This window comes from Aestuariibacter sp. GS-14 (assembly GCF_006494365.1).
Classification (GTDB): Bacteria; Pseudomonadota; Gammaproteobacteria; order Enterobacterales; family Alteromonadaceae; genus Alteromonas; species Alteromonas mangrovi.
This window is the reverse complement of record NZ_VHIP01000002.1, coordinates 221670-246165: the sequence shown is the minus strand read 5'-3', so window position 1 is coordinate 246165 and position 24496 is coordinate 221670. Positions and strand designations below refer to the sequence as shown.

Here is a 24496-nt window from a genome sequence, read left to right as displayed (position 1 = left end):
CATGACTGACCATGTTGAGTTACTGCTAATCGAAGATGATGAAGACGATTATTTGCTTACTGCCGACTCACTGGCACAGTGCAAATCACCGACGTTTTCTATTAGTTGGGCCCAAAATGGCGATCAGGCCATTTCATTGCTGAAAGAACAACCATTTGATCTGTGTTTACTTGATTACCGATTGGGAAAAGAAAATGCCATTGATGTACTGGCAAAGTTAAAAGCCTTATCGGTATCCATTCCCGTTGTTGTGCTGACAGGTCAGGCCGACAGTGTGGTAGATGACATGGTAATGCGGGCGGGCGCAGAAGATTTTCTCACGAAATCAGAAATCGACACACCCCGTTTTATGCGCACGATTCGCTACGCACTGGTTCGCCGCGAAATAGAAACTGAACGGCTTGAGCGCAACCGAATTGAACAGCAAAACAAGGCAAAGGATAAATTTCTTGCGCATCTTGGTCATGAACTTCGCACGCCGCTGGCATCGATTCTTGGCTACACGGAAATGCTGTTGGACAACCACAGCAACGAGCCCATTCAACAAGAACTCTCAACTATTCTGAACAACAGTAAACACTTATTGAGCCTGTTAAATGATTTACTTGATATGTCCCGGATCATGGCAAACAAACTGGAATTAAGCCCCTCTGCCCTGCATCTGGCCAGCTTTTTATCTGATCTCTACAGCCTGATGGTAATGCAAGCCAGTGAGAAAGGATTGGTATTAACCGTTGTGGCCGACAGTAACATTCCGGAAGAAATCAGCACCGACGCCACCCGGCTTCGTCAGGTGCTGATTAATCTGGTTAACAATGCGATTAAGTTTACTCCGAATGGTCAGGTAACCATTAGGATTAAGGCAAGTGCGCCCCAAAAATTACTGATATTCTGCGTAGAAGATACCGGTATTGGCATGCCCGAAGACAAGCTGGATAAAATATTTCAACCCTTTGAGCAAATTGAAGATCTGATGCAAGCCAATCACGGAGGAGCCGGTTTGGGACTTGCCATCACCCGGGAGTTAGTCAACCGTATTGGCGGCGAAATCTGCGTAGAGTCTCAGCCAGGTAAAGGCAGTCAGTTTCATTTTACCATCCCACTACAATGTGATGATGTGAGCCATTGGGTAACTTTGGATTTAGAAGCGCCACAGCGCGCTACACCAGTAAGTATTCGCAAAGATCTGTACGGCAATGTGCTTATTGTTGATGACCTGCGCGATATCAGACGTCTAACCGGCAGCCTGGTGGGAACCACTCAGGCTAGTGTTCAATATGCCAAAAACGGGCTGGAGGCACTGGAAAAAATACAGGAAAGCCAAACTGCAAATACCCCTTTTGACCTGGTATTGATGGATATCCATATGCCGGTAATGAATGGCATAGACTGCTTAAAAGCACTGCGCAGCGAAGGCATATTTACACCGGTAGTGGCCGTAACGGCAGCCAGCAGAAAAGGCCTGCGGGAATCCTTACTGGAACAAGGTTTTGATAATGTGATTGCCAAGCCAATTGACCGACAAGCCCTGAGTGATGTGCTGATTCGATACCTGCATGAATCACCCCTTGTATCCAGCCTATCCCAACAGCCTGCCAGCGCGTCAGTGATGGTGGTAGAAGACGATGAAGATGTTGCCGATCTAATGGTAATACTACTTACAGCCCTTGGATACCAAACCACTGCTGCTAATAGTGCCAGACAAGCCAGACAATTAATAACAGACTCTCCAAACGCGTACGACCATGTTATGGTTGACTTGCATTTACCCGATGCCAACGGATACGAACTGATCCAGTCGTTAATGCGCATATCCGACTCATTAACGTTTACTATTGTAAGTGGTGCGGAAACGAATCCTGAAGCACTTAAAGGTTTACCCATTATACAAACGCTGCTGAAGCCGGTGAGCCGTGAAGATTTAGCCCAAATAACGATCCCCATTCGACAACGCCGCTGAATTGTAAAAATTTCACCCATTGTGAAATTCACGCTTCAGATATCGCGCAGACAAAGTTTAACCTCATGTATTTTATAGTAATTTTATAAGGCACAGTGTTTGCTTTACATCTTGTAAACCAGTACCCATCCCGGGTAACAAGAAAAGGAAGCCATTATGGATATTACTGTGTTACACCGCATGTTTACGTCCACTTGCATTACTCGCGTGGTGTTTGTAGCCATGCTGACGCTGTGTATGTTGTCGGGTTGTGCGAATCTTTCACCAACGCCATTCCAGCCGTCAGGCCCTTCGCAACCCTTTGGATACAGCACGCATCAGTTGAATGAATCGACATTTCGTATTGCCTATGCAGCAAATGAACATACAGCATTTGATCAAATTGAGGCTTACGCCCACAAACGCGCGTCGGCACTGGCAAAAGAGCAAGGTTTTTCGTGGTACAGAATTGTATCGAGTACCACTGACAGCTTGCCAGAAGAACAGGCAAACGCACCTGTGCCTCCGGCAGATTTCTCTGTTGTTGAACGGGATGTTAACGGAAAACTGCCGGAATCACCTTGTGTAAAAGATGATTGTGAAACTGCTCAAACCCGCGCTCAGCCTGCTGTTAATAACAGCCAAAACGACACTGAGCAGTTGCCCACCCGGTATTACACGCTGGTGATACAAGGCGGCACTGGTCAGACTGCTCCGGCCTCGGCTGTGTGGGTTGCAGAATAACGCTTTATCTTGTTGGCGCGATCGTTATTTAAGCATGCTAGCCTTTTAAGTTCGCCTGGTTAGCGTGCTCTACCCAATTCAAATCTTTGGTTTGCTCGTCTAACGTGCCTTTGGCATCTTCCAAAAAGATCTTACAGAAGTAGTCAACACACGGATACATATCCCGGTATTTTTTAAGCTGTACTTCCATTTCTTCCATTGCATTGGAAAATTCGTGATTGGATTTCGCCAGCTCGTAGTCACACTTTAAATACGCACACAACACATCAGCTGCTTTCGCCAGGCGAACATGCACGTCATTCTTATCTTGCACAATTAAGGGTTCGTAAGTGGCCTGAAGCGGCTCAGGCAAGGTCTTAATGAGCATCTGCTCAAAGCGCCGCTCCAGCTTTTTAATGGCTTGTGTGGTTTCCGGATCGTGATATTTAACCGGACTCGGGATATCACTCATACCAGCGATTTCGCTGCCTTCGTGAAAAATAGCCATGGCAGCGACACGGTCAGGTTCAATGGCTTCGTTAAATATCTCTTTTGCTATCACGCCCAGCATATGAGCGATCACCGATGCTTCATAAATATGGGTAGAGAGCATTTCAGATTGAAACTGAGCCATTAGTGGCCAGCGTTTAACGTTACGTGCACGCTGCATAAGTCCAATAAAGGCTGAGTGGCTGTTTGCCATTGTATTCTCCTGATTCTGGTGGATTGGGCGATCTTAACGACTATTCAACAAAATGTCTGCCGCAATCCGGATTTACACTCTGTAAAAAATGCACAGCTGCCTGTAACCATAGCTATACCTGCTGTTCTCACCCAACCACAAATCAACAAAAACCCAACATAATCAATACCATACGTTATGGCACACAACTCGCATTAGCTAATGTGTCTTTACTGATAAAGAAAGGAGACATCATGTTAGGTTGGGCTATTGTATTTTTTATTATTGCTATTGTTGCTGCAGTATTTGGATTTGGTGGCATCGCCGGTGCCGCAACGGGCATTGCGCAGTTCCTGTTTTTCCTGTTTGTCGTACTGCTGGTTATCTCGCTAATTGCAGGCGCTTTACGTGGTAAAGCACCGCGAGTTTAACCCCATTAACATCACAAGGAGATGACTATGAAAACGTTAAAACTATTGGATGTACTTAAAATGACAGTGATCGCGGCATTTGCATGTAGTGTAATTGCTTGTGGTGATGGCGCTGCAGAAGATGCAGGTGAAAAGATCGATGAAGTCGTTACCGATACTGGTAATGCCATCGAAGATGCTTGTGAAGACGTTAAGGAAGGCGTTGACGCGAAAGACAAAGATTGTTAATCACGCGTCTTAGAAAGAGCCCATATCCCGGTGGATATGGGCTTTTTTTATGTCTGGGATAACCAAATAAGCACTAGTTCAGGATCACATCGACCCACACCAGACGATGATCCGAACTCGCCTCACGGTTCTCCACTAACCGATACAGCGGATCAGATTGCACTGGCCAAAACACACCGCTTTGTTTGACCACTATGTTGAATCGCGACGGCAGTACATAGTCTGCTCGAGCCCCCCATTCTGCGGTGTATCGCGCGCAATATGAGTCGTTGCAATGCGCCTTGCCACCGTCACTTTCAGGTACTACATCGCCATTGACTGCTGGGTGTTTCAATAGTTGTTCAATCACACCAGGACGGTATTTGTCACCTGCATCCGCGGCATTAAAATCACCTACGAGTACAAACCGGGAATCGAGCGATAAACCGCCTCTATTACCCTTGTCATCATAAATATACCCAGATGTGTCACTCGACAAATAATCTGCCATCAATCGAATTTCGTCGTGATTGCGCCTACCATTTCGGTCTTCTGTTCCGTCAAAGTTAGGCGGCGTAGGATGCATTGCCAGAACGTGAAGCCACTTTCCTTCTACGTTCACCGGAATATCCCAGTGCGATTTTGAACTAAGCCGCATACCCTGCCAGGCCGCTTCGTCATACCAACTGTCAGTGGTACCCGGATAAACGGGTTGTTGCGCATAGGGCATGTCCTGCCACAGGAACATCTGAAACGTTCTCACCGATTCAAAATCTATGGGATATTTTGACAGCAGTACCATGCCATACTGCCCCGGATAAATACCATAGCCATAGGCGTCGCCGCCAGTACCCGTAGCCTCGCCATCGCGATCTAAATCAAACGGGCTGGGTTCACCGGTATTCACTGGTGCAGTATATATATAATCATAGTGTTGCGGTGTCTGCCCTTGCTGGCTTACGGCCAGAAAGTGATTAATAAACCGTTGCGCTGCCGATGGGTCTGCACCAGTCGAAAAATCAAATTCATTCAGTAACAAAATATCAGGCGCAACCCGCTGAATAATTTCAGCAATATTTCGAATTTGCGGTTGTTCAGGATCATTTAACAGTGTTAACAACGTGGTAGCTGATGGGACGATGCCCTGAGCGCGATAATTATTTGCTTCCATACTCACGTTAAACGTGGCAATTCGAATGGTTGGTGTGTCAGGTGTCATAGGGGGGGTGTTTGCGGGTGCCACTTGCTCCGAACACCCAAACACTAAACTAAGCAGCAGCATACCTGTAAGCCGGTATTTAAAAGAAAAATGGTGGATCATGAAACTGAGCCTGATGGGGGTAAATGTTGGCCTCAGTGTACCCCAACAGACCTTGCGAATGCTACGCTCCGCTTACCCGACTCCAGCGCAGGAATAGTCCCAATGCCATCAACAGTAAACTGGCTGCCACCACCACGGCGACCGGATAGAACAGATTACCAGCCAAATCTAACTGACTGTATTTAATAATCATAATCAATCCTTCCAGCACTAATGCAATAATCACCACACTCACAAAACGCGTTACCGTGCGCCGAATGGCATCAAACAAATCATCTTCTTCGCTAAATCGGTATTCCTTGTAGATGCCGATTGCCAGTTCATAGGTTGCCAGTGCTATAAACAGATCGTTAATTGATTTAATCACCGCCGAGACAAAATCGATATCGGCGTTAAAGCCCTCAATAAAATGTACGCCTGCCAGGCCAATCATGGTGGCGGAAATTAACATGAACAGACCCGCAAAAAAGGTAGCCGACAGTTCTTTAACCCATTTATTTTGCATGATGTGCGCCCTCCTGAACGTTCGCGTTAATATTCTGGTTGTGTTTACCAGGCAGCAAATTTAGCAAGGCGGGCAGCAACGTCATGTCGGCCAACAATGCCAATAACATGGCGATTGCAGTTAGTAATCCAAAATACACACTTGGCAAAAAATCTGACCATGCGAATAACGAAAAACCGATCGCAATTAGCGACGTTGTGATAAGAATAGCCATGCCGCTATCACTAAATGCATTGCGAGTAGCCGCTTCGGTACCTTGCGCTGCTGATGCCCGATAGCTGTGAACAAAGTGAAGAGTGTCATCCACTGCAATCCCCATGGTGATTGCGGCAATGGTGATTGTCATGATATCCAGCGGGATGCCCAGCCATCCAATCATGCCCAGAATTGCCAGTGTGGTTAATACATTGGGTACCAGTGCAATCAGTGCGAATTTAACGGAGCGGAAAATCACCAGAAACACCAGACCAAGCGCCACGTAAACCAATCCCAGCGTGGTTATTTGCGAATCAAATAACCTGGCCAGAATATCCTGATACAACACAAACAACCCCGTAAGCTGATAGTGTTGTTCAGACAAAGATACGGCCTGCATATCCTGGCGTAATTGCGTCATGAACTGCTCGCGATCAAGGCCTTCGGTAGTGTCCTTAATTCTAACTGCCATACGAAGCTGCTGTGCGTCTTCCGAAAAGTACGCCCCCACCAGTTGATTGACTACCTTTTTGTCGAGCAGGTAGTAAATTGCCGACAGCTCGTATTCAGTTAGCGGCTTATTGTTGTTCAGCTGTTTGGCAAGCTCAGTAAAATTGACCAGAGAAGTCACACTGCCGGTTGCTTCAAATGCTTTCACAGCAGCCTGTGCCAACTGAAGTTGATTCACACTGTTTGCACTTAGCAGCAATGAAGCGTCGCTGGGTGGTTGCTGAATATCAATAATAATATCCAGTGCCGTTGTGCCACCAAACTCTTTGTCTATATAAGCCAGTTCCTGGTGAACGCGAGTGTCGTCTGCAAAGTAATTAATAAATGAATTTTCTACATTCAGGCGCAAGATACCCACGGAAAGTACAATCAATAACCCAGCTGACACAAACAATACCCAGCCGGGCTTGTTTAAAGAAACACCGGCAGCACGATTGAGTAAGGTTGAGAAAACGCCCCACTCCTTACCATCACTGTTTGCTTTGAGACAAGCCAGTCCGGCAGGAAATCCAATGACACTGACCAGCAGCGAAATACTGGTAGCTAATAACATCATAGTGCCAAAAGAGATGACTGGTGCTAATCCACTGAACAACAGTGCAGCAAAGCCCACAGAAGTGGTTAATGCAGCAAAAAAACACGGTGCAAGCTTGGCATGCAGCATAGCTTTTACCCGCTCGTGCTGATGAGACTGCGGCTTATCCCGGGCAATAGCGCGATAACTGCTGATCATATGGATCATTACGGCCAGGGTTAAAATAATTTGCAACGCCACAAAGTTGGCAGAAATTACTGTTGCCCGCACGTCAAGCCACCCCAACACGCCTAAGGTAATACCCACACTTACTACACAGGCGCTAAGTGGAAAAATTACCCATCGAAACCGTCGGTACAAGACTGCCAGTAATAAAGCAATCACCAGCACAATCGCAATGCCAAATACAACGAGATCGCTTGTAATAATATCAATCAGGTGTTGACCCACTACATAAGGCCCGCCCAAATAAACATTTGCGCGCTCTGCTACTGCGGATGTGATGTGATTTATTTGCGCGATTTCTTGCTTGCGTTTTTCTGTTAACGCCAGCCGAATGGGATCGGCTTGTTTCGCTAATGCGTCAAGCTGCTCCTGAGCGCTGTCCGGCAGATCTTTCCCCATGAACTCGGCCTTAAGTGCCGTGATTTTGCGTTCAATTTTTACCAGCTCCGGATTGTCTTTAAAAACAATCTGAATAGCCGTCGCCGTATTCTGGCTGTTAATGAGTAAGTCAGTAAAAATGGGATGTCCTGACACCAGCGAGCGCATGGTTTCCGGTGTGTACCGTTGAAACTCCCAGGTGAGTTGATCAACCTGGGTATTGCCCGTCAAATCCGCTGCATCGTTCACCAACGGAACGTTGATAATTGACGTTACCGCTTCAACGCGTTCAATTGCTTTAAACGCCTCGCTCAAACGTTCAAGATCATCGAAGGTTTGTTCACTGAACACCTCATGATGCGTCGGTTCATAGGCAACCAGTATAAATTCATCCGGACTAAAGGTTTGCTGAGCAAGCTGAGACTGAATATACAACTGGTTATCTTTGGCCAGCAGGGTATCGGCCGAGGCCGCAATCTTAAACCGTGGGATGCCTGTAGCCGCAACAGCCAGAATGGCGAGGAACACCAGTACCACCATCAACCTGTACCGAATAATGGTGTCTGCAATGCGGGACGCTAAATTAGTTTTCATTTTCACTCTGCTCGTCAGACGTTTGCTTGCCAAACCACATATCCCGCTTTTGCGCCTGTAAATATTGATTGCGGAAGAAAATATACGGATCGTCAGCTTCGTTATACAGCGTGTGATAAGTGTCAGAAAGGCGACTAAAGTCATCCACACCGTCGACCGCACGCAGCTGATAATTGTGCGGCGCATGGGTAACGTGATTTACCGGATGCACAAAGCCTTCTGCTAGCACCGACACGCCGTTTCTGGCATCGCTTTGCCCCAGTATTGGCAGTACCAGATAAGGTCCGGGTTCGACGCCCCAGGCAGCCAGTGTGTCACCGATAGTTTGTGGCTGTTTGTCGAGCCCGAATAATGAAGTTGCCGGATCAAACAATCCCAGAACCCCCACGGTAGTATTGATAAGGAAGCGCCCCAGATTGCTACCAGCATGGTTAATTTCGCCGGCAAATACATGGTTGAGTAAATTCAGCGGCTCGCGAAGATTGTCAAAGAATCGGCCTACTGATTGCCTGGCCGGATCAGGCACCACTGTGCGATACCCTTTTGTAACCGGTGTGAGCACATATTTATACGCACCATGATTAAAGGAAAACATTGCCCGGTTAAATCCTTCCCACGGATCGTCTTCCCCGCCAGTTGCTGCGCCACTATTAAGTGACGTTTGTGCCATCGACACCACAGCCGGTTCAACATTGATTTCCCCCTGGGAGGTTGAAATTTTTATCGATTGACCATTAGACATCGCTTCTTGCGCCGACATGGATTGGGTTGGCTTGTCGAAAGTCAGGGTCTGCTCAGTTGCCTGCTTGTCAGGTAACTGAGCACACCCGGTAACTGCCGTAAGCATCCATCCCGAAAACACGAGCGTCAATACCTTATAATGCATGCCCTTGTCCGGTTTTCATGCGATGGTGGCGCAGTATTGCATTTGCTCGCTCAAGCGAATCATCGCGGTTAAATTGCCAGTTGCGCTGTTCGAATTCCCGCGCTTCACTTAAATAATAAATGATGCGTTTTAATCGCAACGAATGAACCCGGTTTTGAGTATTAAAACGGGTATCCTCGATAGCGACTTCAAGTGATTCGATGGCGTTACTGTATTGTGGAGACGCAGCCACTTCAGTTGTAAATTGCGCGCTATCCTGATCCTGTACCCATTGTGTGAGAGGCGTTGATTGACTGGTTGCCCATACTCCGCTGCAAACCAGTAGAGATCCAAATGCCCATTTTGTTACGTTATGCATTGTCGTCACCACTGTGTTGGTTTTGCTTTCACACCGGATGTCACTGCTCTCCGGCTCCAGGCTAATCGGCATACCGAATTAGCGTAATGTTTGTCCTAAACAGCCGGGGCTCAGTTTATGGGGTAGCGTCTTCAGCGTTAACGGGTTCTGCTGGCTCGTTCAGTCTGATCTGATAGTCAACAGGATTGGCTGACTCTTCATATCGCGCAAACCAATTAAAATATGCTCGCTCGCCGTTTTGAAACTGTGATTTGGTCTCGGCTTTGTCCATGTAACTCAATTCCTGCTAATAAACGTTATGTAAAAAAAGAGAAGCCACCTTTGGGTAGCTTCTCTTAATCATTATTCAGATTCATCAACGGTAAGCTCATCGTCTACCGACTCAACATCTGATGTATTTTTTGCGATTTCAATTGCCAGCGCACGTGCACTTTCACTTTCAACGGTGCCCTTTAGCATCACGTGGCCATCGGCTACGTCTACATCGATATCAAGGCCAGAAATATCACTGTCCATCAGCAATTTAGACTTCACCACTGTCGCAATTTTGGCGTCTTTCAATTCTTGTGACACCGGCTTTTTATCAGCCATATGCTCACTATCGTCGAGACTGACGACTGAAAGCTGGTTATCAACCTTAGTTACGCCTTCAATTCCGGCTACCAATTCTTCTGCCAGCTTTTTATCGATACGACTGTCGACTTTACCTGTCAGGATCACAACCCCCTCTTTTACATCGGTATTGATGTCAAAAGAATTCAGGTGTGTGTTAAACAACAAAGATGCTTCTGCCTTGCCATCAATCCAGGCATCCTTCGCTTTATCTTCCCATTCGGTAGACGCATATACAGAGGTTGCAGCGGTAGTAGCGAATACACCAACTGCGATACATGATAAAAGTGAACGTTTCATGGAATATCTCCTGTTTAGAGTTCACAGACTCTACAGCGAGATTCGGGCCAGAATTTCAACCCTTTGTTTTAAATGAACAAAGTAAAATAAACTTAGACTAAAGACGAAGAAATCTGTAGCAATTTCTCGACAGTTTGTAGAAGTTACCGATGGTATAAACCGGCATTATGCCATCGGTTAAGACGTTTACGATGTAACGCGGGCAGATGCAGCGGTAAAATTGGTTGACGTACGCTTTTTCTGCAATAACTGCGCAATAGCGTCACAAATTGTTTCACGCTTCTTAAAATAACTCAGCGCTATTAATTTGTTTTCACTTGGCCAAATTGCTTGCTCAAGCAAGAATTTGTCGTTGTCGGATAACGCGCTGGTATCCAGTTCAATAGCCACGGCTTTTTTGTTAGGCTTAAGCAGCGTTGGCGAAGCCGATTTTACAATGTCGGGCGCGACAAACAGAAACTGCCTGGAGATCGGATCTTTCACCACACCTATCCTGCCATGATAATACAATATAGCGGGCCACCCTTCGGAGATGCGGCTCTGGTAAAAAATGAGAAAGGTAAACAACAACAAAACAATAAATGTCATGCTGACAAAGAACATAGATAATCCTGGGGCCACCGAAACGATACCGGCAATGCCAAGAACAAATAACATCCAGAAACCAAACACCCTGCGCAATACAAACGGCGATACGCCAGACAGCACCTGCGCATGTTTGATTTCCTGAGGTTCAAGTTGGTATAAACTCACCAACGAATTTGTTTTCACATCGTTCAACATTGTTATCTACTTTGATTTGTCATCTAATCACATAATACCCAATTGCAGTATTATCAAAAAGGTTTAATGTGGGCTTTTTTCTAAAAAAAACAGCCGCCTATATACGTTCATTAGCCATGCGTTCAACGTTAGGCTTCAAATGATGAACCTTATACGCTAATCCGCCCCAATTTGATTATAATGAACGCCTTTTATGGCATTATTCCGTTCGATGCCCAATCTATACAGAAAGTTCATACATTCCCAAGGAACGACAAACATGTCTGCACACCCTGTTATAAAATCCTTCGCGTCTGTGTTAAGCGTTGAACATATCCTTACTGAATCAAAACGTACTGAACACTATCGCTCAGGGTGGCGCTCAGGCAAGGGCGAGGCATTGGCAGTGGTATTTCCTCAAACCTTATTACAGCTATGGGAAATTCTGGAAATCTGTGTTGAACACAATTGCATTATCATTATGCAGGCCGCTAAAACCGGTCTTACTGAGGGTTCAACTCCAAGTGGGCAGGATTACGACCGCGACATTGTGATTATCAATACACTGGCGATGAACGAGTTGGTATTACTGGGCAATGGAGAGCAAATACTGAGTTTTCCAGGTACCACACTGCATCAGTTGGAATCATCGTTAAAACCGCTCGGACGCGCACCGCATTCGGTCATTGGCTCATCGTGCCTGGGGGCCTCTGTAGTGGGCGGCGTCGCCAATAATTCCGGTGGCGCGTTAGTTAAACGTGGCCCGGCCTACACAGAACTAGCCCTATTCGCCCGCGTAACAAAAGAAGGTAAGCTGGAATTAGTTAACCACCTGGATATCCCCCTTGGCGAGTCACCTCGGGAAATATTACACAACCTGCAATATGGTCAGTTTGATAAAAACATAACGCCCACTGCGCGTAAAGCGAGTGCGTCTGATTACGAAGCGCGGCTGCGCGATGTAGATGCAAACACGCCCAGCCGTTTTAATGCCGACACCAGTCGACTTTTCGAAGCCAGTGGCTGTGCGGGTAAACTGGCGGTTTTTGCGGTGAGGCTGGACACCTTTGCCATCGCCAAGCAGGAAAAAACCTATTACATTGGCACCAACAACCCGGATGTGCTCACTGCGTTGCGCCGACACATACTCAGCACATTCAAACACTTGCCCGAAGTAGGTGAATACATGCACCGGGACATTTTCGACATTGCCCGGGACTATGGCAAAGATACCTTTTTAAGCGTAAAGCACCTGGGCACACAACGCCTGCCCAAACTCTTCGCCTTAAAAGGTAGAATCGATGCCTTGCTGAACAAGCAAAGCTGGCTTCCGAAATATTTATCCGACCGGGTAATGCAAGGCATTGCCCGTTGTTTTCCGGCTCACTTGCCCGAGCGACTCAACGCCTATCGCGACCTGTATGAACATCATCTTATTTTAAAAATGACCGACAATGGCATCGCTGAAGCCGATGCATACCTAGCTGAGTTTTTTGCGCAAAATCACCAACGAGGCGATTATTTTTCCTGTACCGCCGAAGAAGCAGCCAGTGCTTACCTGAACCGCTTTGCGGCGGCAGGCGCGGCGATTCGATATCAGCTACTCAATCAGCAGCATGTAGGTGATATAGTGGCGTTGGATATTGCGCTCAAACGCAACGACATACAGTGGGTTGAATCACTGCCTGATTCGATTAGCCAGCAGATCGACAAAGCCCTGTATTACGGCCATTTCTTCTGCCATGTGTTTCATCAGGATTACGTTCTGAAAAAAGGCGCTGATGCCAAAGCAGTGAAAGCCGCCATGTTAACATTGCTCGACAGCAGAGAGGCTAAATACCCGGCAGAACACAATGTGGGGCATCTTTACAAAGCAGAGGATGGCCTGGCGGCCTTTTACCGGGAATTGGATCCCACCAATACCTTCAATCCAGGCGTAGGCAAACTCGATAAGCACAAGCGACAATGCGGGTGCTGTTGAGCTCCTCTCAATAAAGACTCACTAGCGAAGTGCGACAATTTGCCGCACGCGTAGTTTTGTTACGAAGATTACAATACGCATAGAGAAAAATCAGGTAACCACATAAATTTCCTATAAATTTGGAATAAACCAAAGAAAAAATCTGGTTACCTGCTTATTGTTAATCCTTATGGAGAACACTGTGCGCAACCGGACCATATTGCCAATATTTATCACAAGTACGTTATCACTTACCGTTAACTCTGCTTTTGCCAATACACCAGTCAATAACGAGATTGAACATATCAGGATTAATGGACATCAAAATGGCTTACATCAACATACCCGTGGCTTAAACGAAGAAGATATCAGGAATGCGCTTGGCGCAGTTACTGACAGTGCTCAGTTACTTAGCACTTTACCCGGCATTCACATCAACGCTGCTGGCGGACTATCTGGATTACCCGCCATTAGAGGATTAGCCGATGATCGACTGCGCATCCAAACCGATGGCATGGATTTAATATCCTCATGCCCGAATCACATGAACCCACCGCTCTCCTACCTGTCGCCATCCTCTCTGGCCGATATATCGGTATTTACCACCGTTACGCCGGTAAGTCAGGGTGGAGACAGTATTGGCGGCACAATCAGCACAACCAGAAAACGACCAGAACTTGTTGCGCCGGGTGAAAATACTACCGTAAGCGGAGACATTGGTGGTTACTGGCGCAGTAATAACCAGGCACAGGGTATACAGGCAAATCTGAATATCGCTGGTGAGACATGGGGTATTCGTTATAGTGGCAACGCCAGTAAGGCTGATAATTACCGTGCCAGTGCTGCTTTTAAAAACGCTACAGCCACAGGCCGACCAGAGCACTCACTCAGGTTGGATGAAGTTGGCTCTACTGCCTACAAAACCCAAAACCATAGCCTGGCTTTACGCTATCAGCATCAGGCAGATGAGCTGGACTTACAAATTAATCATCAAAACATGCCTTATCAGCTTTACCCCAACCAGCGTATGGATTTACTAGACAATGAACAGCTAAGTATCAACGCCGCGTGGCGGCGACAAACTACCTGGGGCAAAGTGATAACGCGGATCTATCAGGAAGACGTTGACCATTACATGAACTTTGGCGACGACAAGCAGTTTTGGTATGGCTCACTTGCTGCAATGGGTATGCCCTGCTCTCCTGTTCGCTTTACCGGGGATCCTGAGGGAACCTGTGCTGCAGGTATGCCTATGTACAGTGAATCTGTATTGCGTGCAGCAACAACCGACATTGAATGGATAAAAAGCCACACTGACACCCTGCGTTTTGGTGCTGGCATACAATTGTATACTCTTGATGATTATTGGACGGCATCGGGCGGTGGTATGGGGCCTGGCACGTTCGAAAATATCGATAATGGACGCCGCAACCGCCTGTTCATGTATGTAGAACGAGAGCAGAAAATAACACCAACCGTAACAGCAAACTACGGTGCCCGCGCGGAAAATATTGCCTTGAGCAGCGGCGAAGTTCAGGGATACGAAACCGTCGAAACTGCGCCAGGCATGCAATACCTGCAAGCCCAGATGTTTAATATGGGAAATCGGGATGACAATCAGTTCAATCTCGATATAACCGCAGCCTTGAATATTAAAGTCAGTAGTGAAGTTTCTACCGAAGTAGGCTTATCGCGCAAAGTTCGGTCACCAAATCTTTATGAAAAATACACCTGGTCGAGCTGGATGATGGCCGCATCAATGAACAATACGGTTGGCGATGGCAACGGCTATGTTGGTAACACAGATCTGAATGCGGAAACGGCCTACTCAATCTCAGCCAGTCTATTGTGGCAACCTCAAAACAGTGGCGCTCAATACTCATTGTCACCTTATTTTACCTATGTTGATGACTATATTGACGCAGTAGCAGCAACTACCATGTGGAATTCGGGGCAGTTTAATGTGCTTACTTACAACAACCAGGCAGCCAGATTATTCGGTGTAGACGCGAATGCCCAATATCAGTTCAACACAGCCAATTGGGGTAGTTTTGTTGTAGAGGGTATCGTCAGCATAACACGGGCAAAAAATACCGAAACAGACAGCGGCCTCTATCAGACTCTGCCCTTACACGGCAATCTTGCCATCAACCATGTGTCGGGCCCCTGGCAAACACAAATAACTTGGGAGTTTGCCGCCGCTAAGACGAACATTTCAGAGGTTAGAAACGAAATAGAAACCGCAGGGTACGGATTATTGGGATTACAAACAGGCTATGTCTCGGAGCAGTTTCGCGTAGATTTAGGAGTAGAAAACCTGCTCGATAAATTCTATTTTGACCCTACAGCAGGCACTTATACCGGGCAAGGTATGACCATGTCTATGAATGGTATTCCATTTGGTATCGGAGTACCGGGTATGGGCAGAAGTGCCTTTATTAGCGGTACACTTTACTTCTAATACGCAGAAGACTGGTATTACAGGTTCCATATCAGAGTGTTAATGATAAGCTAAGTGCTTTCAGAGTAAGTTCAAGGTAGCCCATTACACCATGCTTTTATTGCTGTACCTGGCACTATTCGGTAAACAACGTGCACCTTCGGGGCTTGTGATAACACTGGTGTTGTTTGAGATCATCGTGGTGAATACCTCGATAGCACTCAATGGGGCCGCAAGTAACCCATTTGCCAGTGTCTTATTGGTTCCGTTGATTCTCGGATTGGTCTGGTTACCTGTGTTACCTGGCCTGGTTGTATTAGCAATTAGTGTCGTTGCCCAGGCCATGCAGCTTATGGCACCAATCAGCGACCACCATGGCGCCATGATGCAGAGTCACGCTCAGGGTATGATTGGAAGCTTTATTGTTACCAGTTGCATGATTGCTGCTGTTGTTCACTTTTTTAAATATCAGCTAAAAGTAAAACAAGCTGCAATCCAGCAACTGCGTGAAAGACAGTTGCGAGACGAACAATTGTTGGCAATTGGCACCGCGGCCGCTCAGCTTACCCATGACGCAGCAACGCCGGTGCAAAGTATGCAGCTATTACTGGAAGAATTGCAGGACTCGCCCGGTTCACCGGATTTAAGTGAACTGCAAATGCAATTTGATATTCTGCAAGCTCTGCTTAGTAACTGGCGTGACGTTGCAAACGAAGTCAGAGCGGCAAAGGTCAGTGATTTCAGCGTGCAGTCAATATTGAATAGCGCGCGGCATATTGTGCGCCTTAGCCGGCCAGAAACTGAGGTCAACTGGCCGTCGCCCGAAAACGCCTATGAACAGGTTTATATCACCGCCGATCGCACACTGGTGCCAGCAATCGCCAGTATTATCATTAATGCCTGTGATGCGGCAAACCTGCATCACAATAACACGGTCAATATTCAATCAGATCTTCAAGGTGAATCGTGGCAACTCAGCATCGACAATCCCAGCGATAATGACAATCCCTTACACAGCAATTTAGGTGCAAAAATAGTAAGCAGTGAGAATGGTTCAGGTGTTGGAGCAGTCTTATCCAATGCAACTGTAGAAAAGTTTCGCGGCACAGTGCACTGGCAATATGAACAAGCACGCGTACACACCACAATAACGCTTCCGGTGACGACATGACTACACCAATATTGCTGCTAATTATTGATGATGACGAAAACTACACGCGAATTTTAAAACGACGATTTGAACAGGTCACTGATTTGCAATTGATGTGTTTCAAGCGCGCATCGGAGGCACTAAAATTTACTCCTGCGTCGCCGGTTTTCGGTATTTTGCTGGATATGATGATGGAAGACGAAACCGGTTTGGATTTTGTAGCGCCACTTCAGACACATTTTACTCCTCAACACCTGATAATCATGACCGGTTATGCCAGCATAGCCACCACCGTTACAGCCATTAAACGTGGCGCAACAGACTACGTTGCCAAGCCAATTGCTTTTAAAGCACTGCTGGAAAAACTGGGATTAGTCACTGGCGATAACACCAGCTCGATTGTCCCGGCACCACTTACCGCCGCGCAATTGGAATGGGAGCACATTCAACGGGTACTTACTGACCATCAGGGTAATATTACAAGAGCGGCAGAAGCATTGGGAATGCACCGGCGCAGTCTGCAACGTAAATTACAAAAATATTCGCCCCTCAAACAATAAAAGAGTCATGACTTCACTAACAATAAGAACCCTACACAAGTGGCTAATGCGATGCATCGGCATACAAATGTTCATCTGGGCTGCTACTGGCCTGTATATGGTGAGCATGGATATCCATTTCATCCATGGCGAAACGCTAACAGATGATAAACACGCTACATTTAATATCGGTGATGCCACCTACCCTATCAGCGAGTTACTGGCGCGATTTCCCACCGCAACCGATATCGTGCTGTATAAACGTTTGGATACCCTTGCCTATCAATTTTCAGTAACTAATAGCAAACAATCGATAGTGGTTAGTGCGCAAAATGGCAATGAACTAAGCCTGATAACACAATCCGATGCCAGTCACATCGCTTTGGCATCGGTGGCAGAGCCTGCCAATATCAGGCTAACCAAACTCATTGATTTACCCCAGGCCATGCCTGCTGAATTAAGCCCGCGATGGTTACCGGTCTGGCAGGTCACGTTTGACGATCTGGCTGCCACCACGTTCTACATCCAGCAATCCACCGGCCAGATAGTTACCAGGCGGCACCACTTCTGGCGCGCATTCGACTGGATGTGGCGTTTTCACATTATGGATTATGACGATGGCGAGAATGTCGCTAATCCCTTGCTGACGGTACTCGCCATCCTTGCTGTTATTGCAATCATCAGTGGTGTGGTGCTCCTAATTTCCAGGTTTATCCCAGTGCGCCCTTCTGGTGTTAACACTGCAGAAGGCGTTGCTCATGAATAAACGGATTGTAATTTCAGGGTGGCATAAGTGGTTGTCGTTACTTGTTGGGCTTCAATGCCTGATTTGGACAGGCACCGGGATCTACTTCAACCAAATGGACAGTGAAGCGGCATCGGGCAATCAGTACCGAACACCGGTTTCGCACCGCGACAATACACCAAGCAGTACCTTCACGTCTTTGGCAACACTCCCGATTGCTGAACCTATACTATCAGCAGAATTGATCTGGATATCGGGCATCCCGCTTTATCAGATAAAAACAGAGCTGCCTTTGCACGATTACGTTACCCAGCAACATGCCCTGTATCACGCGGTAACCGGCTTACCCTGGTATATACAGCCAAACGATATTCAGCGCATAGCCGTTCGTTCCTATACCGGGCCTGGTGAGGCATCGGTCCCTGAACTCATACTCCCGCCTTTTGATTTCGATGGCCGACAGCAAAATCCATTGTGGAAAGTGTCTTTTAATGACGAAGTACATACCGATGTGTATTTGGATGCCGATACCGGCAGAGTGATTGCCCACAGTAACGATCATTCCCGTTTGAAAGATTTAATGCTCACGCTGCACTTTATGGATTACACCAACAGCGGTGGATTTAATCATCCGCTAATTGTAGCGTTTGCCATCGCTACATTAATGCTGGCAGTAAGTGGCCTCTTACTCGCCTACCGACGTTTACCAATGCGAACCGCACGCGCCAATACGCACATTGACGTGCAGGTTATTCAGGCGGGGGAAACAACACTATTATCGTTGCGCGCCAATCAGCCGCTGTTTTTCGCGTTGGCGAGTGCGGGTATTCACGTCCCCACAGAATGTGGCGGCGGCGGTACATGTGGACAGTGCGTAGTGCAAACCGACACCAGCGTTGCCATCAACGAGGTTGACCAGCACCACCTCAGTGAGGACGCATTGGCTAGCGGTAATCGGCTCAGTTGTCAGCATCTTTGTAGTGAATGCAAAGTGGTCACGCTCAAATAGCATCAAACAAAAAACCGCACTGCATGCAGTGCGGTTTTTCTTAATATGAAACTGATTAGCGCTTAACCCGCAATATCTTAGTGCTTAAACCAAAACACAATGATTCCTGCAAATAGCAGCGGTAGTGCAAATAGCATAAACAAGTCATACATTCCCCAGTGCGCCGCTACTAAATAACCGGCAAGAATTGGCGACAATATTGCGCCAATGCGCCCCAACCCGGCGGCCCAGCCAATCCCGGTCGCACGCACATTCGTTGGATAAACACGAGCCGCCATAGCATACATCGCGGTAAACGCACCTTGCAGCAAAAAGCCAATAATAAAGATCAAGATGTTTAACCACAACACCGACGTAGGTTGCCAATAGGCCACCACAGCTAAAAAGATAGCTGAGCCAACAAAGTAAATCGCTATGGGTTTAGCCAGCTTGATTTTGGTGGCAATGAGTCCAATAAGAATAATGCCAGCGACTGCCCCCAGATTATACAAAGTGAGCGCCGCTATACCTTCTGAACGTTCATAGCCACTATTTACAAATAAGGTCGGGATCCACGACATCAGAAAATACAAGGACATAAATCCCATAAAGTAAATCAGCCACACACCCACAGTTTGCTTACCCAAATCGTGACGGAACAAATTGGTAACTGAAATGCGCTGCTTTTCAGCGGTATGCTGCGGTAATTCGCGAATAGCAGCACAGCCCATGCTGCTTAAGATACGATTGATTTTGTGCAGCTTGTCGTTCTGATCACCGTCCTGGGTGGCAATAAACTCAATTGACTCTGGCAAATAAAAATACAGCACAGCGGTCATCAATAACGTAAACAGGCCACCATACACAAACACCATTTCCCAACCAGATGACTCTATGATGGTGTTTGCAATGGGGCCTACAATAGTTGCACCGGTGGCATAGCCCATCACAATAATGGTTACCACCAGATTACGCATTTTTTCCGGCGCAAATTCAGCCCCAATAGTGGCCGAATTTGCAAAAATAATACCTATACCCAAGCCAGATATGGCGCGGATGACAATCATCCATTCAACCGATTGTGGAATAAACCCTGTTACTACCATCGACAGACCAATCATTACAGTAGCAATCAACAAAATGTTTCGCCGGCCAATCTTATCAGCAAAGGGGGCGAGGAACATGGCCCCTAGTGTCATCCCAATGAGCGCAGCGCTTAAAATATAGCCTTTGTCAGTGGCAGTAATGCCCCAATCTGCGGTAAGTGACGGCATGGCTACTGACATGGCAACCACGTCAAAGCCATCTACCACATTCAGCATAAATGCAATGGCGAACACAACGTATTGGGTAGCAGAAACAGGCGCCTGATCGATTTGACGACGGACTGATTCGACAATGCTGGTACTCATACAAACTTCCTCGTGCCAGGGGCATTGTTAAATAATTGATACACAGAGTTTCCAGGCACCTCTGCACTTGTTAATACTATGTAACACCAACCCCTGAGATACCAATTAAAAATAGCGATTCAGTCATAAGAAAATGCTAATTAACCGAGTCAAGAAACCATCAACATTAAGCAATTTCTTTTATCAAAACAGATAAAAAAGGTGATAAAACCGCTATTCAATCACGCTAGACTCGCTTTGTGCAATGTGCTTTATGTGATTGAGTAAGGCAAGTTGCGTCTGGGTTAAAATACTGTCTTCCCGATATTGCAAAACGATAGTTCGCTGCGCATTAAAACCATTAATTTGCTTACTCACCATGGTTTCACTCATTAATTCATGACGCGCTTGCGCCTCCGACAGCAACATCAATGACGGGCTGTTTTCCAGAATTACCCTGGATGCAGACAACGAATTACACTCAATCACATTTTCTGGCGGCAAGACCTTGTGTTCCCTGAACAAGGCTTCGTAGGTTTTACGCAGAGGGGAAGACGTACGCGGTAAAATCCAGGGGTAAGTTAATAACGTTTCCACCGCCAGATTATTCTCTCTGGCCAAAGGATGATGGCGTGACATCAGTAACACTATGGATTCGGTTAAAATAGGCTCTTCTTTAATTTCAATGCCTTCAGGGAGCAAGCGGGAAGCCCCCACCAGAATATCGAGTTTGCCCCGCATCAAATCGTGTAACAGGTACTCATATGACCCTTCTACAATGGATATTTTATGGCCTGGGTACTGCAATTTAAAGTCGGTTGCCGCCTTGGGGATAATATAGCTCCTGGCCATGGGCATAGCGCCAATTGCCGTGTTACCCTTTTCCATATGTGACATTTTGGCAATTTCTGCAAAGGCCAGCTCAATTTCACGCTCCATCACGCCCGCTACCTGCGCCAGTTGAATAGCCACCTTGGTAGGCTTAATTCCAAAACTGGTGCGCTCGAATAAATTTACGTTTACGGTTTGTTCCAAATCCCGTGCCGCACGATGAATGGTTGGATTGGCTTTATTAGAAATCGCCGCACCGGCACTGAAGCTACCCGCTTCAGCAACCGCCTTTAATGCGTTTAGCTGAGTCATCGTGATATGCCGGGACACATTTTTGGGTACCTGACCAAAATTCTTTAGCATTAAATCAAAAAAGCTGTCCAGCGAGTTAAGTGCCCGCTTTACCCGTCGACATAAAGTGGTGGCTTCGTCAGTAGCCGTAATCCCCTTGGTTGAACGATGAAAAAACTTCGCGTCAAAGGTGTGCTCCAAACTGTTAATAGCCTGGCTGATTGCGGGCTGCGAGCGCCCTAACAGCTCAGCAGTTTTTGAAATAGATCGAATATCATAAACCGTTAAAAACACCCGTAAATGAAACAAATTCAAACTGCTTGTAACCTTCTTTTCCAACATATCTGTTTTACCAATACCATCCATCCATAAAGCTGAAATTAGCAATTTCTTATATTAAAAGTCAATTTTCAATTGGTGATATCAGTGCCACTATTAGATATTCAGTCCGACACATAATGTTAACAACATAATTACAATAGTTTTAATCGATGAGGGCACAGAGATGAAAACAATTAACATGTCACGTATCGCGGTTGCTATTGCAACCGGATTGGCTTTGCAGTCGGGCGTTGTGATTGCTCAGGAACAACCTGAGGAAGGCGCAAAAATCGGAGCGAGTCAGGCACTTGACAAAATTACCGTTACCGCACGAAAAGTTACCGAAAACCTGCAGGAAGTGCCGGTTTCAGTAACCTCGTTCAACGGTGACGCACTGGAACGTCGTCAGATCACCGGTTCTGATGATATTGGCAAAATCACCCCTAACTTGCAATTTACTAATAATGCACCACTGGCAGGCAACAATAACTCATCGGTTATTTTTGTGCGTGGTGTAGGTCAAATCAGTCCGCGAGCGAACACCGACCCGGGTGTAGGCTTGTATATCGACGATGTTTACATTGGTCAGTCGGTTGGCGGTAACATGGAATTGCGCGATATTGAAAGTGTGCAGGTATTGCGCGGACCACAAGGAACGCTGTTTGGCCGTAACACCATTGGTGGTGCGGTATTAATTAATACCCAGGCACCGGGCGACGAATTGGGCGGTAAAGTGCGCTTCGGCATTGGAGAAGACTCACTGATTGAAGCCTTTGGGGCTATTGATATTCCCATTTCAGACAGCCTGCTGACTCGTTTTACTGCCGGTACAAAGAAACAAGACGGTTACGTAAAACGGCTATACGACGGGCTGGATTTAGGCGACACCAACAACACCACGTTTTCGGCCAAAATCTATTACGATCCAAGCGATAAATTTACTGCCAAATTCCTTTACGACTACACCAACGCCGATGAAAACGGTTCTGCTTTGGTATTTGCCGGATATAACAACAATGACGACGTAACCAATACCGCGCAGGACGCAGGCTGGTTTGGCGCCAGTCAAAGTGTGATAGCCGGTTGTCCCGATGCGTGGGTTGCTTACCCAGGACCACCAGGACGCCCTGTAACAACAGCAGCAGGCTCTGCACTTGACGTATCTGGCTTACTAACTTCTGGCGGCGGCCCACGTGGCTACACCGGCGAAAATACCGATTCACGTTGTGTCAACAATCAGTGGGATGCAGGCCCGTTTGCCAACAACGGTACGGCTGAAATGGGTAGCTCAATGACCAACTGGGGCGCTTCATTGAACCTGGAGTACGTGTTTACCGAAGAATTTACGGTAAAATCGATCACGTCATACCGCAACCTGGAATGGGTAGGTCGTCGTGACGCTGATAATACTCCGTTTACCATCTTACATACTGACTTTGATTCATCCGGCGACCAGTTTAGCCAGGAATTCCAGTTTAATTATGTAACCGACAACCTGACTGCAGTTGCTGGTATTTACTACTACGAAGAAGAAGTCACCGACATTCTTACCGTTCAGGTAGGCGATAAACCTACTGGCTACAGTTGCGGTGAAGGCACAGATGGCTGCCACCTTGACAGCGACAATAACATTACCCAAAACGAATCGTTTGCATACTATACACAAGTAACTTACGACATTACTGATCAGTTAAGTGCAGCAGTGGGTATTCGCCGTACAGAAGAAACCAAAGGATCAATTCCGGACCAGTTCGACTACGCCGATCCGGATGCCAAATATCTGGAAGTAATGTTATACGAAGCGGATTTTTCAGCTACTACCATGTCATTTAACTTAAGCTACCAGATGTCGAGCGACACCATGGTTTATGGTAGTTACGCTGAGGGCTTTAAAGGCGGTGGCTGGAACTCTACCTTTAACTTTGCGTTAACGGAATCAGACCTGGAAGCCGGGCATAAGTTTAATCAGGAAGAAGTGCAGACCATTGAGCTGGGCTTTAAATCGGATATTACCGATAACTTCCGCTTAAACGGTGCCATATTCAGTTCTGACTATACCGACTTGCAATTTACCTATCGCGTGTTTATTGCGCCGTGGTTCTTTAACGCAGGTAAAGCGTCGATAGATGGTGCTGAACTGGAGTTTACCTGGGTTCCGCACGATGACTGGGTAATAGAAGGCGGATTCGGTTACCTGGATTCTTCGGTAGACGAAGCAGTTGAGATTGTGGTGCCGGGTCGTCCCGTAAACACCGGTGTTGCAGAAGGCAATCAACTGCCATTTGCACCGGAATTCCAGGGTAACGTGGGTGTAGGTTACTACGCCGAACTGAGTAACTACTTAGTGATGCCGCGCATCGACGTGTCGTTTAGCGACAAAGTGTACTTTGATGCCAGCAATACTGCGTTAATTGCACAGTTGGATAGCTACACCACCGTAGACATGTCAGTAAGCGTACAACCGTTTGACGAAGTGTGGAAACTCACCGTTGGCGTTAACAATGCTACCGACGAAGTGTACAAAGTATCTGGCAACTCGTCGCTGGGCTCAGGCAGTGGTTACGCTGAAGCAGCTTACGCGCGCCCCAGGGTGATATTCGCCAACTTTACCTACGAGTTTTAACGGCAACAGGAATGCCCTGGGCACGGGCGTGTTATCACGCTGGGGGCATTCCTG

The 24496-nt window shown here is 46.8% G+C and carries 22 protein-coding genes; 11 read left to right on the top strand and 11 right to left on the bottom strand.

What is annotated here, in order from left to right; all coding sequences use genetic code 11:
- Position 1 precedes the first annotated feature (1 nt).
- Positions 2 to 1960, top strand: a complete 1959-nt coding sequence (locus FJ444_RS04210; RefSeq protein WP_140956676.1) for a response regulator — start codon at positions 2 to 4, stop codon at positions 1958 to 1960.
- Between the two features lie 156 nt (positions 1961 to 2116).
- Positions 2117 to 2683 carry a hypothetical protein gene (locus tag FJ444_RS04205; protein WP_140956675.1) on the top strand — a complete coding sequence of 189 codons (567 nt, stop codon included), beginning with the start codon at positions 2117 to 2119 and terminating at the stop codon, positions 2681 to 2683.
- 37 nt (positions 2684 to 2720) lie between these two features.
- Here FJ444_RS04205 and yfbR read toward each other — a convergent pair whose 3' ends face one another.
- Entirely contained in the window at positions 2721 to 3365 is a 645-nt protein-coding gene (yfbR, locus tag FJ444_RS04200; protein ID WP_140956674.1) for a 5'-deoxynucleotidase, read from the bottom strand.
- A 233-nt stretch (positions 3366 to 3598) separates the two neighbouring features.
- Between yfbR and FJ444_RS04195 the strand changes: the two genes are divergently transcribed.
- Both FJ444_RS04195 and FJ444_RS04190 read left to right on the top strand, forming a co-directional pair.
- Positions 3599 to 3775, top strand: coding sequence for a DUF1328 domain-containing protein (locus FJ444_RS04195; protein WP_140956673.1), 177 nt, complete (start codon positions 3599 to 3601; stop codon positions 3773 to 3775).
- 27 nt (positions 3776 to 3802) lie between these two features.
- The gene (locus tag FJ444_RS04190; RefSeq protein ID WP_140956672.1) at positions 3803 to 4003 is read left to right on the top strand and encodes a hypothetical protein; all 201 of its coding nucleotides are present in this window, start codon (positions 3803 to 3805) and stop codon (positions 4001 to 4003) included.
- A gap of 73 nt (positions 4004 to 4076) precedes the next feature.
- Here the strand turns inward: FJ444_RS04190 and FJ444_RS04185 are convergent, their stop codons facing one another.
- From FJ444_RS04185 to FJ444_RS04155, 8 genes are all read right to left on the bottom strand, one after another.
- Positions 4077 to 5201 carry an endonuclease/exonuclease/phosphatase family protein gene (locus tag FJ444_RS04185; protein WP_140956671.1) on the bottom strand — a complete coding sequence of 375 codons (1125 nt, stop codon included), beginning with the start codon at positions 5199 to 5201 and terminating at the stop codon, positions 4077 to 4079.
- 163 nt (positions 5202 to 5364) lie between these two features.
- Positions 5365 to 5808 (bottom strand): hypothetical protein, encoded by a 444-nt coding sequence (locus FJ444_RS04180; RefSeq protein ID WP_140956670.1) that lies wholly within the window; start codon positions 5806 to 5808, stop codon positions 5365 to 5367.
- Complete coding sequence (locus FJ444_RS04175) at positions 5798 to 8245, bottom strand: RND family transporter (RefSeq protein WP_140956669.1); 2448 nt, start codon at positions 8243 to 8245, stop codon at positions 5798 to 5800. The genes FJ444_RS04180 and FJ444_RS04175 overlap by 11 nt, the downstream gene beginning before the upstream one ends.
- The gene (locus FJ444_RS04170) at positions 8235 to 9131 is read right to left on the bottom strand and encodes a VacJ family lipoprotein (protein WP_140956668.1); all 897 of its coding nucleotides are present in this window, start codon (positions 9129 to 9131) and stop codon (positions 8235 to 8237) included. The genes FJ444_RS04175 and FJ444_RS04170 overlap by 11 nt, the downstream gene beginning before the upstream one ends.
- Positions 9121 to 9489, bottom strand: a complete 369-nt coding sequence (locus tag FJ444_RS04165; protein ID WP_140956667.1) for a hypothetical protein — start codon at positions 9487 to 9489, stop codon at positions 9121 to 9123. The genes FJ444_RS04170 and FJ444_RS04165 overlap by 11 nt, the downstream gene beginning before the upstream one ends.
- A gap of 115 nt (positions 9490 to 9604) precedes the next feature.
- Positions 9605 to 9760: a hypothetical protein gene (locus FJ444_RS21335; protein WP_181405058.1), complete on the bottom strand. Its 156-nt coding sequence runs from the start codon at positions 9758 to 9760 to the stop codon at positions 9605 to 9607.
- 71 nt (positions 9761 to 9831) lie between these two features.
- Positions 9832 to 10401, bottom strand: a complete 570-nt coding sequence (locus FJ444_RS04160) for a BON domain-containing protein (RefSeq protein ID WP_140956666.1) — start codon at positions 10399 to 10401, stop codon at positions 9832 to 9834.
- A 186-nt stretch (positions 10402 to 10587) separates the two neighbouring features.
- On the bottom strand, positions 10588 to 11184 hold the full coding sequence (locus FJ444_RS04155; protein WP_140956665.1) for a hypothetical protein: 597 nt from the start codon (positions 11182 to 11184) through the stop codon (positions 10588 to 10590).
- 259 nt (positions 11185 to 11443) lie between these two features.
- Between FJ444_RS04155 and dld the strand changes: the two genes are divergently transcribed.
- The 6 genes from dld to FJ444_RS04125 all read left to right on the top strand — a co-directional run bounded on the left by dld (position 11444) and on the right by FJ444_RS04125 (position 19006).
- Positions 11444 to 13144, top strand: a complete 1701-nt coding sequence (dld, locus tag FJ444_RS04150) for a D-lactate dehydrogenase (RefSeq protein WP_140956664.1) — start codon at positions 11444 to 11446, stop codon at positions 13142 to 13144.
- 181 nt (positions 13145 to 13325) lie between these two features.
- Positions 13326 to 15584 carry a TonB-dependent siderophore receptor gene (locus FJ444_RS04145; RefSeq protein WP_181405057.1) on the top strand — a complete coding sequence of 753 codons (2259 nt, stop codon included), beginning with the start codon at positions 13326 to 13328 and terminating at the stop codon, positions 15582 to 15584.
- A gap of 91 nt (positions 15585 to 15675) precedes the next feature.
- The gene (locus FJ444_RS04140; protein WP_140956662.1) at positions 15676 to 16734 is read left to right on the top strand and encodes a HAMP domain-containing histidine kinase; all 1059 of its coding nucleotides are present in this window, start codon (positions 15676 to 15678) and stop codon (positions 16732 to 16734) included.
- Positions 16731 to 17273, top strand: coding sequence for a response regulator transcription factor (locus FJ444_RS04135; protein ID WP_140956661.1), 543 nt, complete (start codon positions 16731 to 16733; stop codon positions 17271 to 17273). Before FJ444_RS04140 ends, FJ444_RS04135 begins: the two co-directional genes overlap by 4 nt.
- A gap of 67 nt (positions 17274 to 17340) precedes the next feature.
- A complete protein-coding gene (locus FJ444_RS04130) occupies positions 17341 to 18018 on the top strand; it encodes a PepSY domain-containing protein (protein WP_181405056.1) in 678 nt (225 codons plus the stop codon).
- Positions 18011 to 19006, top strand: a complete 996-nt coding sequence (locus tag FJ444_RS04125; RefSeq protein ID WP_140956659.1) for a 2Fe-2S iron-sulfur cluster-binding protein — start codon at positions 18011 to 18013, stop codon at positions 19004 to 19006. Before FJ444_RS04130 ends, FJ444_RS04125 begins: the two co-directional genes overlap by 8 nt.
- Before the next feature lie 77 nt (positions 19007 to 19083).
- Here the strand turns inward: FJ444_RS04125 and FJ444_RS04120 are convergent, their stop codons facing one another.
- Together FJ444_RS04120 and FJ444_RS04115 are read right to left on the bottom strand one after the other, a co-directional pair.
- Entirely contained in the window at positions 19084 to 20397 is a 1314-nt protein-coding gene (locus tag FJ444_RS04120) for an MFS transporter (protein ID WP_140956658.1), read from the bottom strand.
- A gap of 213 nt (positions 20398 to 20610) precedes the next feature.
- On the bottom strand, positions 20611 to 21807 hold the full coding sequence (locus tag FJ444_RS04115; RefSeq protein WP_181405055.1) for a LysR family transcriptional regulator: 1197 nt from the start codon (positions 21805 to 21807) through the stop codon (positions 20611 to 20613).
- Positions 21808 to 22003: 196 nt separating this feature from the next.
- On the opposite strand from FJ444_RS04115, the gene FJ444_RS04110 reads away from it, so the two are divergent.
- Positions 22004 to 24442, top strand: coding sequence for a TonB-dependent receptor (locus FJ444_RS04110; protein ID WP_140956656.1), 2439 nt, complete (start codon positions 22004 to 22006; stop codon positions 24440 to 24442).
- The last annotated feature ends 54 nt before the right edge of the window (positions 24443 to 24496 follow it).

What these genes read in the sequence shown, in the direction of transcription:
- FJ444_RS04210 (WP_140956676.1), top strand. Translation starts at nt 2, where the DNA reads ATGACTGACCATGTTGAGTTACTGCTAATCGAAGATGATGAAGACGAT.
- FJ444_RS04205 (WP_140956675.1), top strand. Translation starts at nt 2,117, where the DNA reads ATGGATATTACTGTGTTACACCGCATGTTTACGTCCACTTGCATTACT.
- yfbR (WP_140956674.1), bottom strand. Translation starts at nt 3,365, where the DNA reads ATGGCAAACAGCCACTCAGCCTTTATTGGACTTATGCAGCGTGCACGT.
- FJ444_RS04195 (WP_140956673.1), top strand. Translation starts at nt 3,599, where the DNA reads ATGTTAGGTTGGGCTATTGTATTTTTTATTATTGCTATTGTTGCTGCA.
- FJ444_RS04190 (WP_140956672.1), top strand. Translation starts at nt 3,803, where the DNA reads ATGAAAACGTTAAAACTATTGGATGTACTTAAAATGACAGTGATCGCG.
- FJ444_RS04185 (WP_140956671.1), bottom strand. Translation starts at nt 5,201, where the DNA reads ATGACACCTGACACACCAACCATTCGAATTGCCACGTTTAACGTGAGT.
- FJ444_RS04180 (WP_140956670.1), bottom strand. Translation starts at nt 5,808, where the DNA reads ATGCAAAATAAATGGGTTAAAGAACTGTCGGCTACCTTTTTTGCGGGT.
- FJ444_RS04175 (WP_140956669.1), bottom strand. Translation starts at nt 8,245, where the DNA reads ATGAAAACTAATTTAGCGTCCCGCATTGCAGACACCATTATTCGGTAC.
- FJ444_RS04170 (WP_140956668.1), bottom strand. Translation starts at nt 9,131, where the DNA reads ATGCATTATAAGGTATTGACGCTCGTGTTTTCGGGATGGATGCTTACG.
- FJ444_RS04165 (WP_140956667.1), bottom strand. Translation starts at nt 9,489, where the DNA reads ATGCATAACGTAACAAAATGGGCATTTGGATCTCTACTGGTTTGCAGC.
- FJ444_RS21335 (WP_181405058.1), bottom strand. Translation starts at nt 9,760, where the DNA reads ATGGACAAAGCCGAGACCAAATCACAGTTTCAAAACGGCGAGCGAGCA.
- FJ444_RS04160 (WP_140956666.1), bottom strand. Translation starts at nt 10,401, where the DNA reads ATGAAACGTTCACTTTTATCATGTATCGCAGTTGGTGTATTCGCTACT.
- FJ444_RS04155 (WP_140956665.1), bottom strand. Translation starts at nt 11,184, where the DNA reads ATGTTGAACGATGTGAAAACAAATTCGTTGGTGAGTTTATACCAACTT.
- dld (WP_140956664.1), top strand. Translation starts at nt 11,444, where the DNA reads ATGTCTGCACACCCTGTTATAAAATCCTTCGCGTCTGTGTTAAGCGTT.
- FJ444_RS04140 (WP_140956662.1), top strand. Translation starts at nt 15,676, where the DNA reads ATGCTTTTATTGCTGTACCTGGCACTATTCGGTAAACAACGTGCACCT.
- FJ444_RS04135 (WP_140956661.1), top strand. Translation starts at nt 16,731, where the DNA reads ATGACTACACCAATATTGCTGCTAATTATTGATGATGACGAAAACTAC.
- FJ444_RS04130 (WP_181405056.1), top strand. Translation starts at nt 17,341, where the DNA reads ATGTTCATCTGGGCTGCTACTGGCCTGTATATGGTGAGCATGGATATC.
- FJ444_RS04125 (WP_140956659.1), top strand. Translation starts at nt 18,011, where the DNA reads ATGAATAAACGGATTGTAATTTCAGGGTGGCATAAGTGGTTGTCGTTA.
- FJ444_RS04120 (WP_140956658.1), bottom strand. Translation starts at nt 20,397, where the DNA reads ATGAGTACCAGCATTGTCGAATCAGTCCGTCGTCAAATCGATCAGGCG.
- FJ444_RS04110 (WP_140956656.1), top strand. Translation starts at nt 22,004, where the DNA reads ATGAAAACAATTAACATGTCACGTATCGCGGTTGCTATTGCAACCGGA.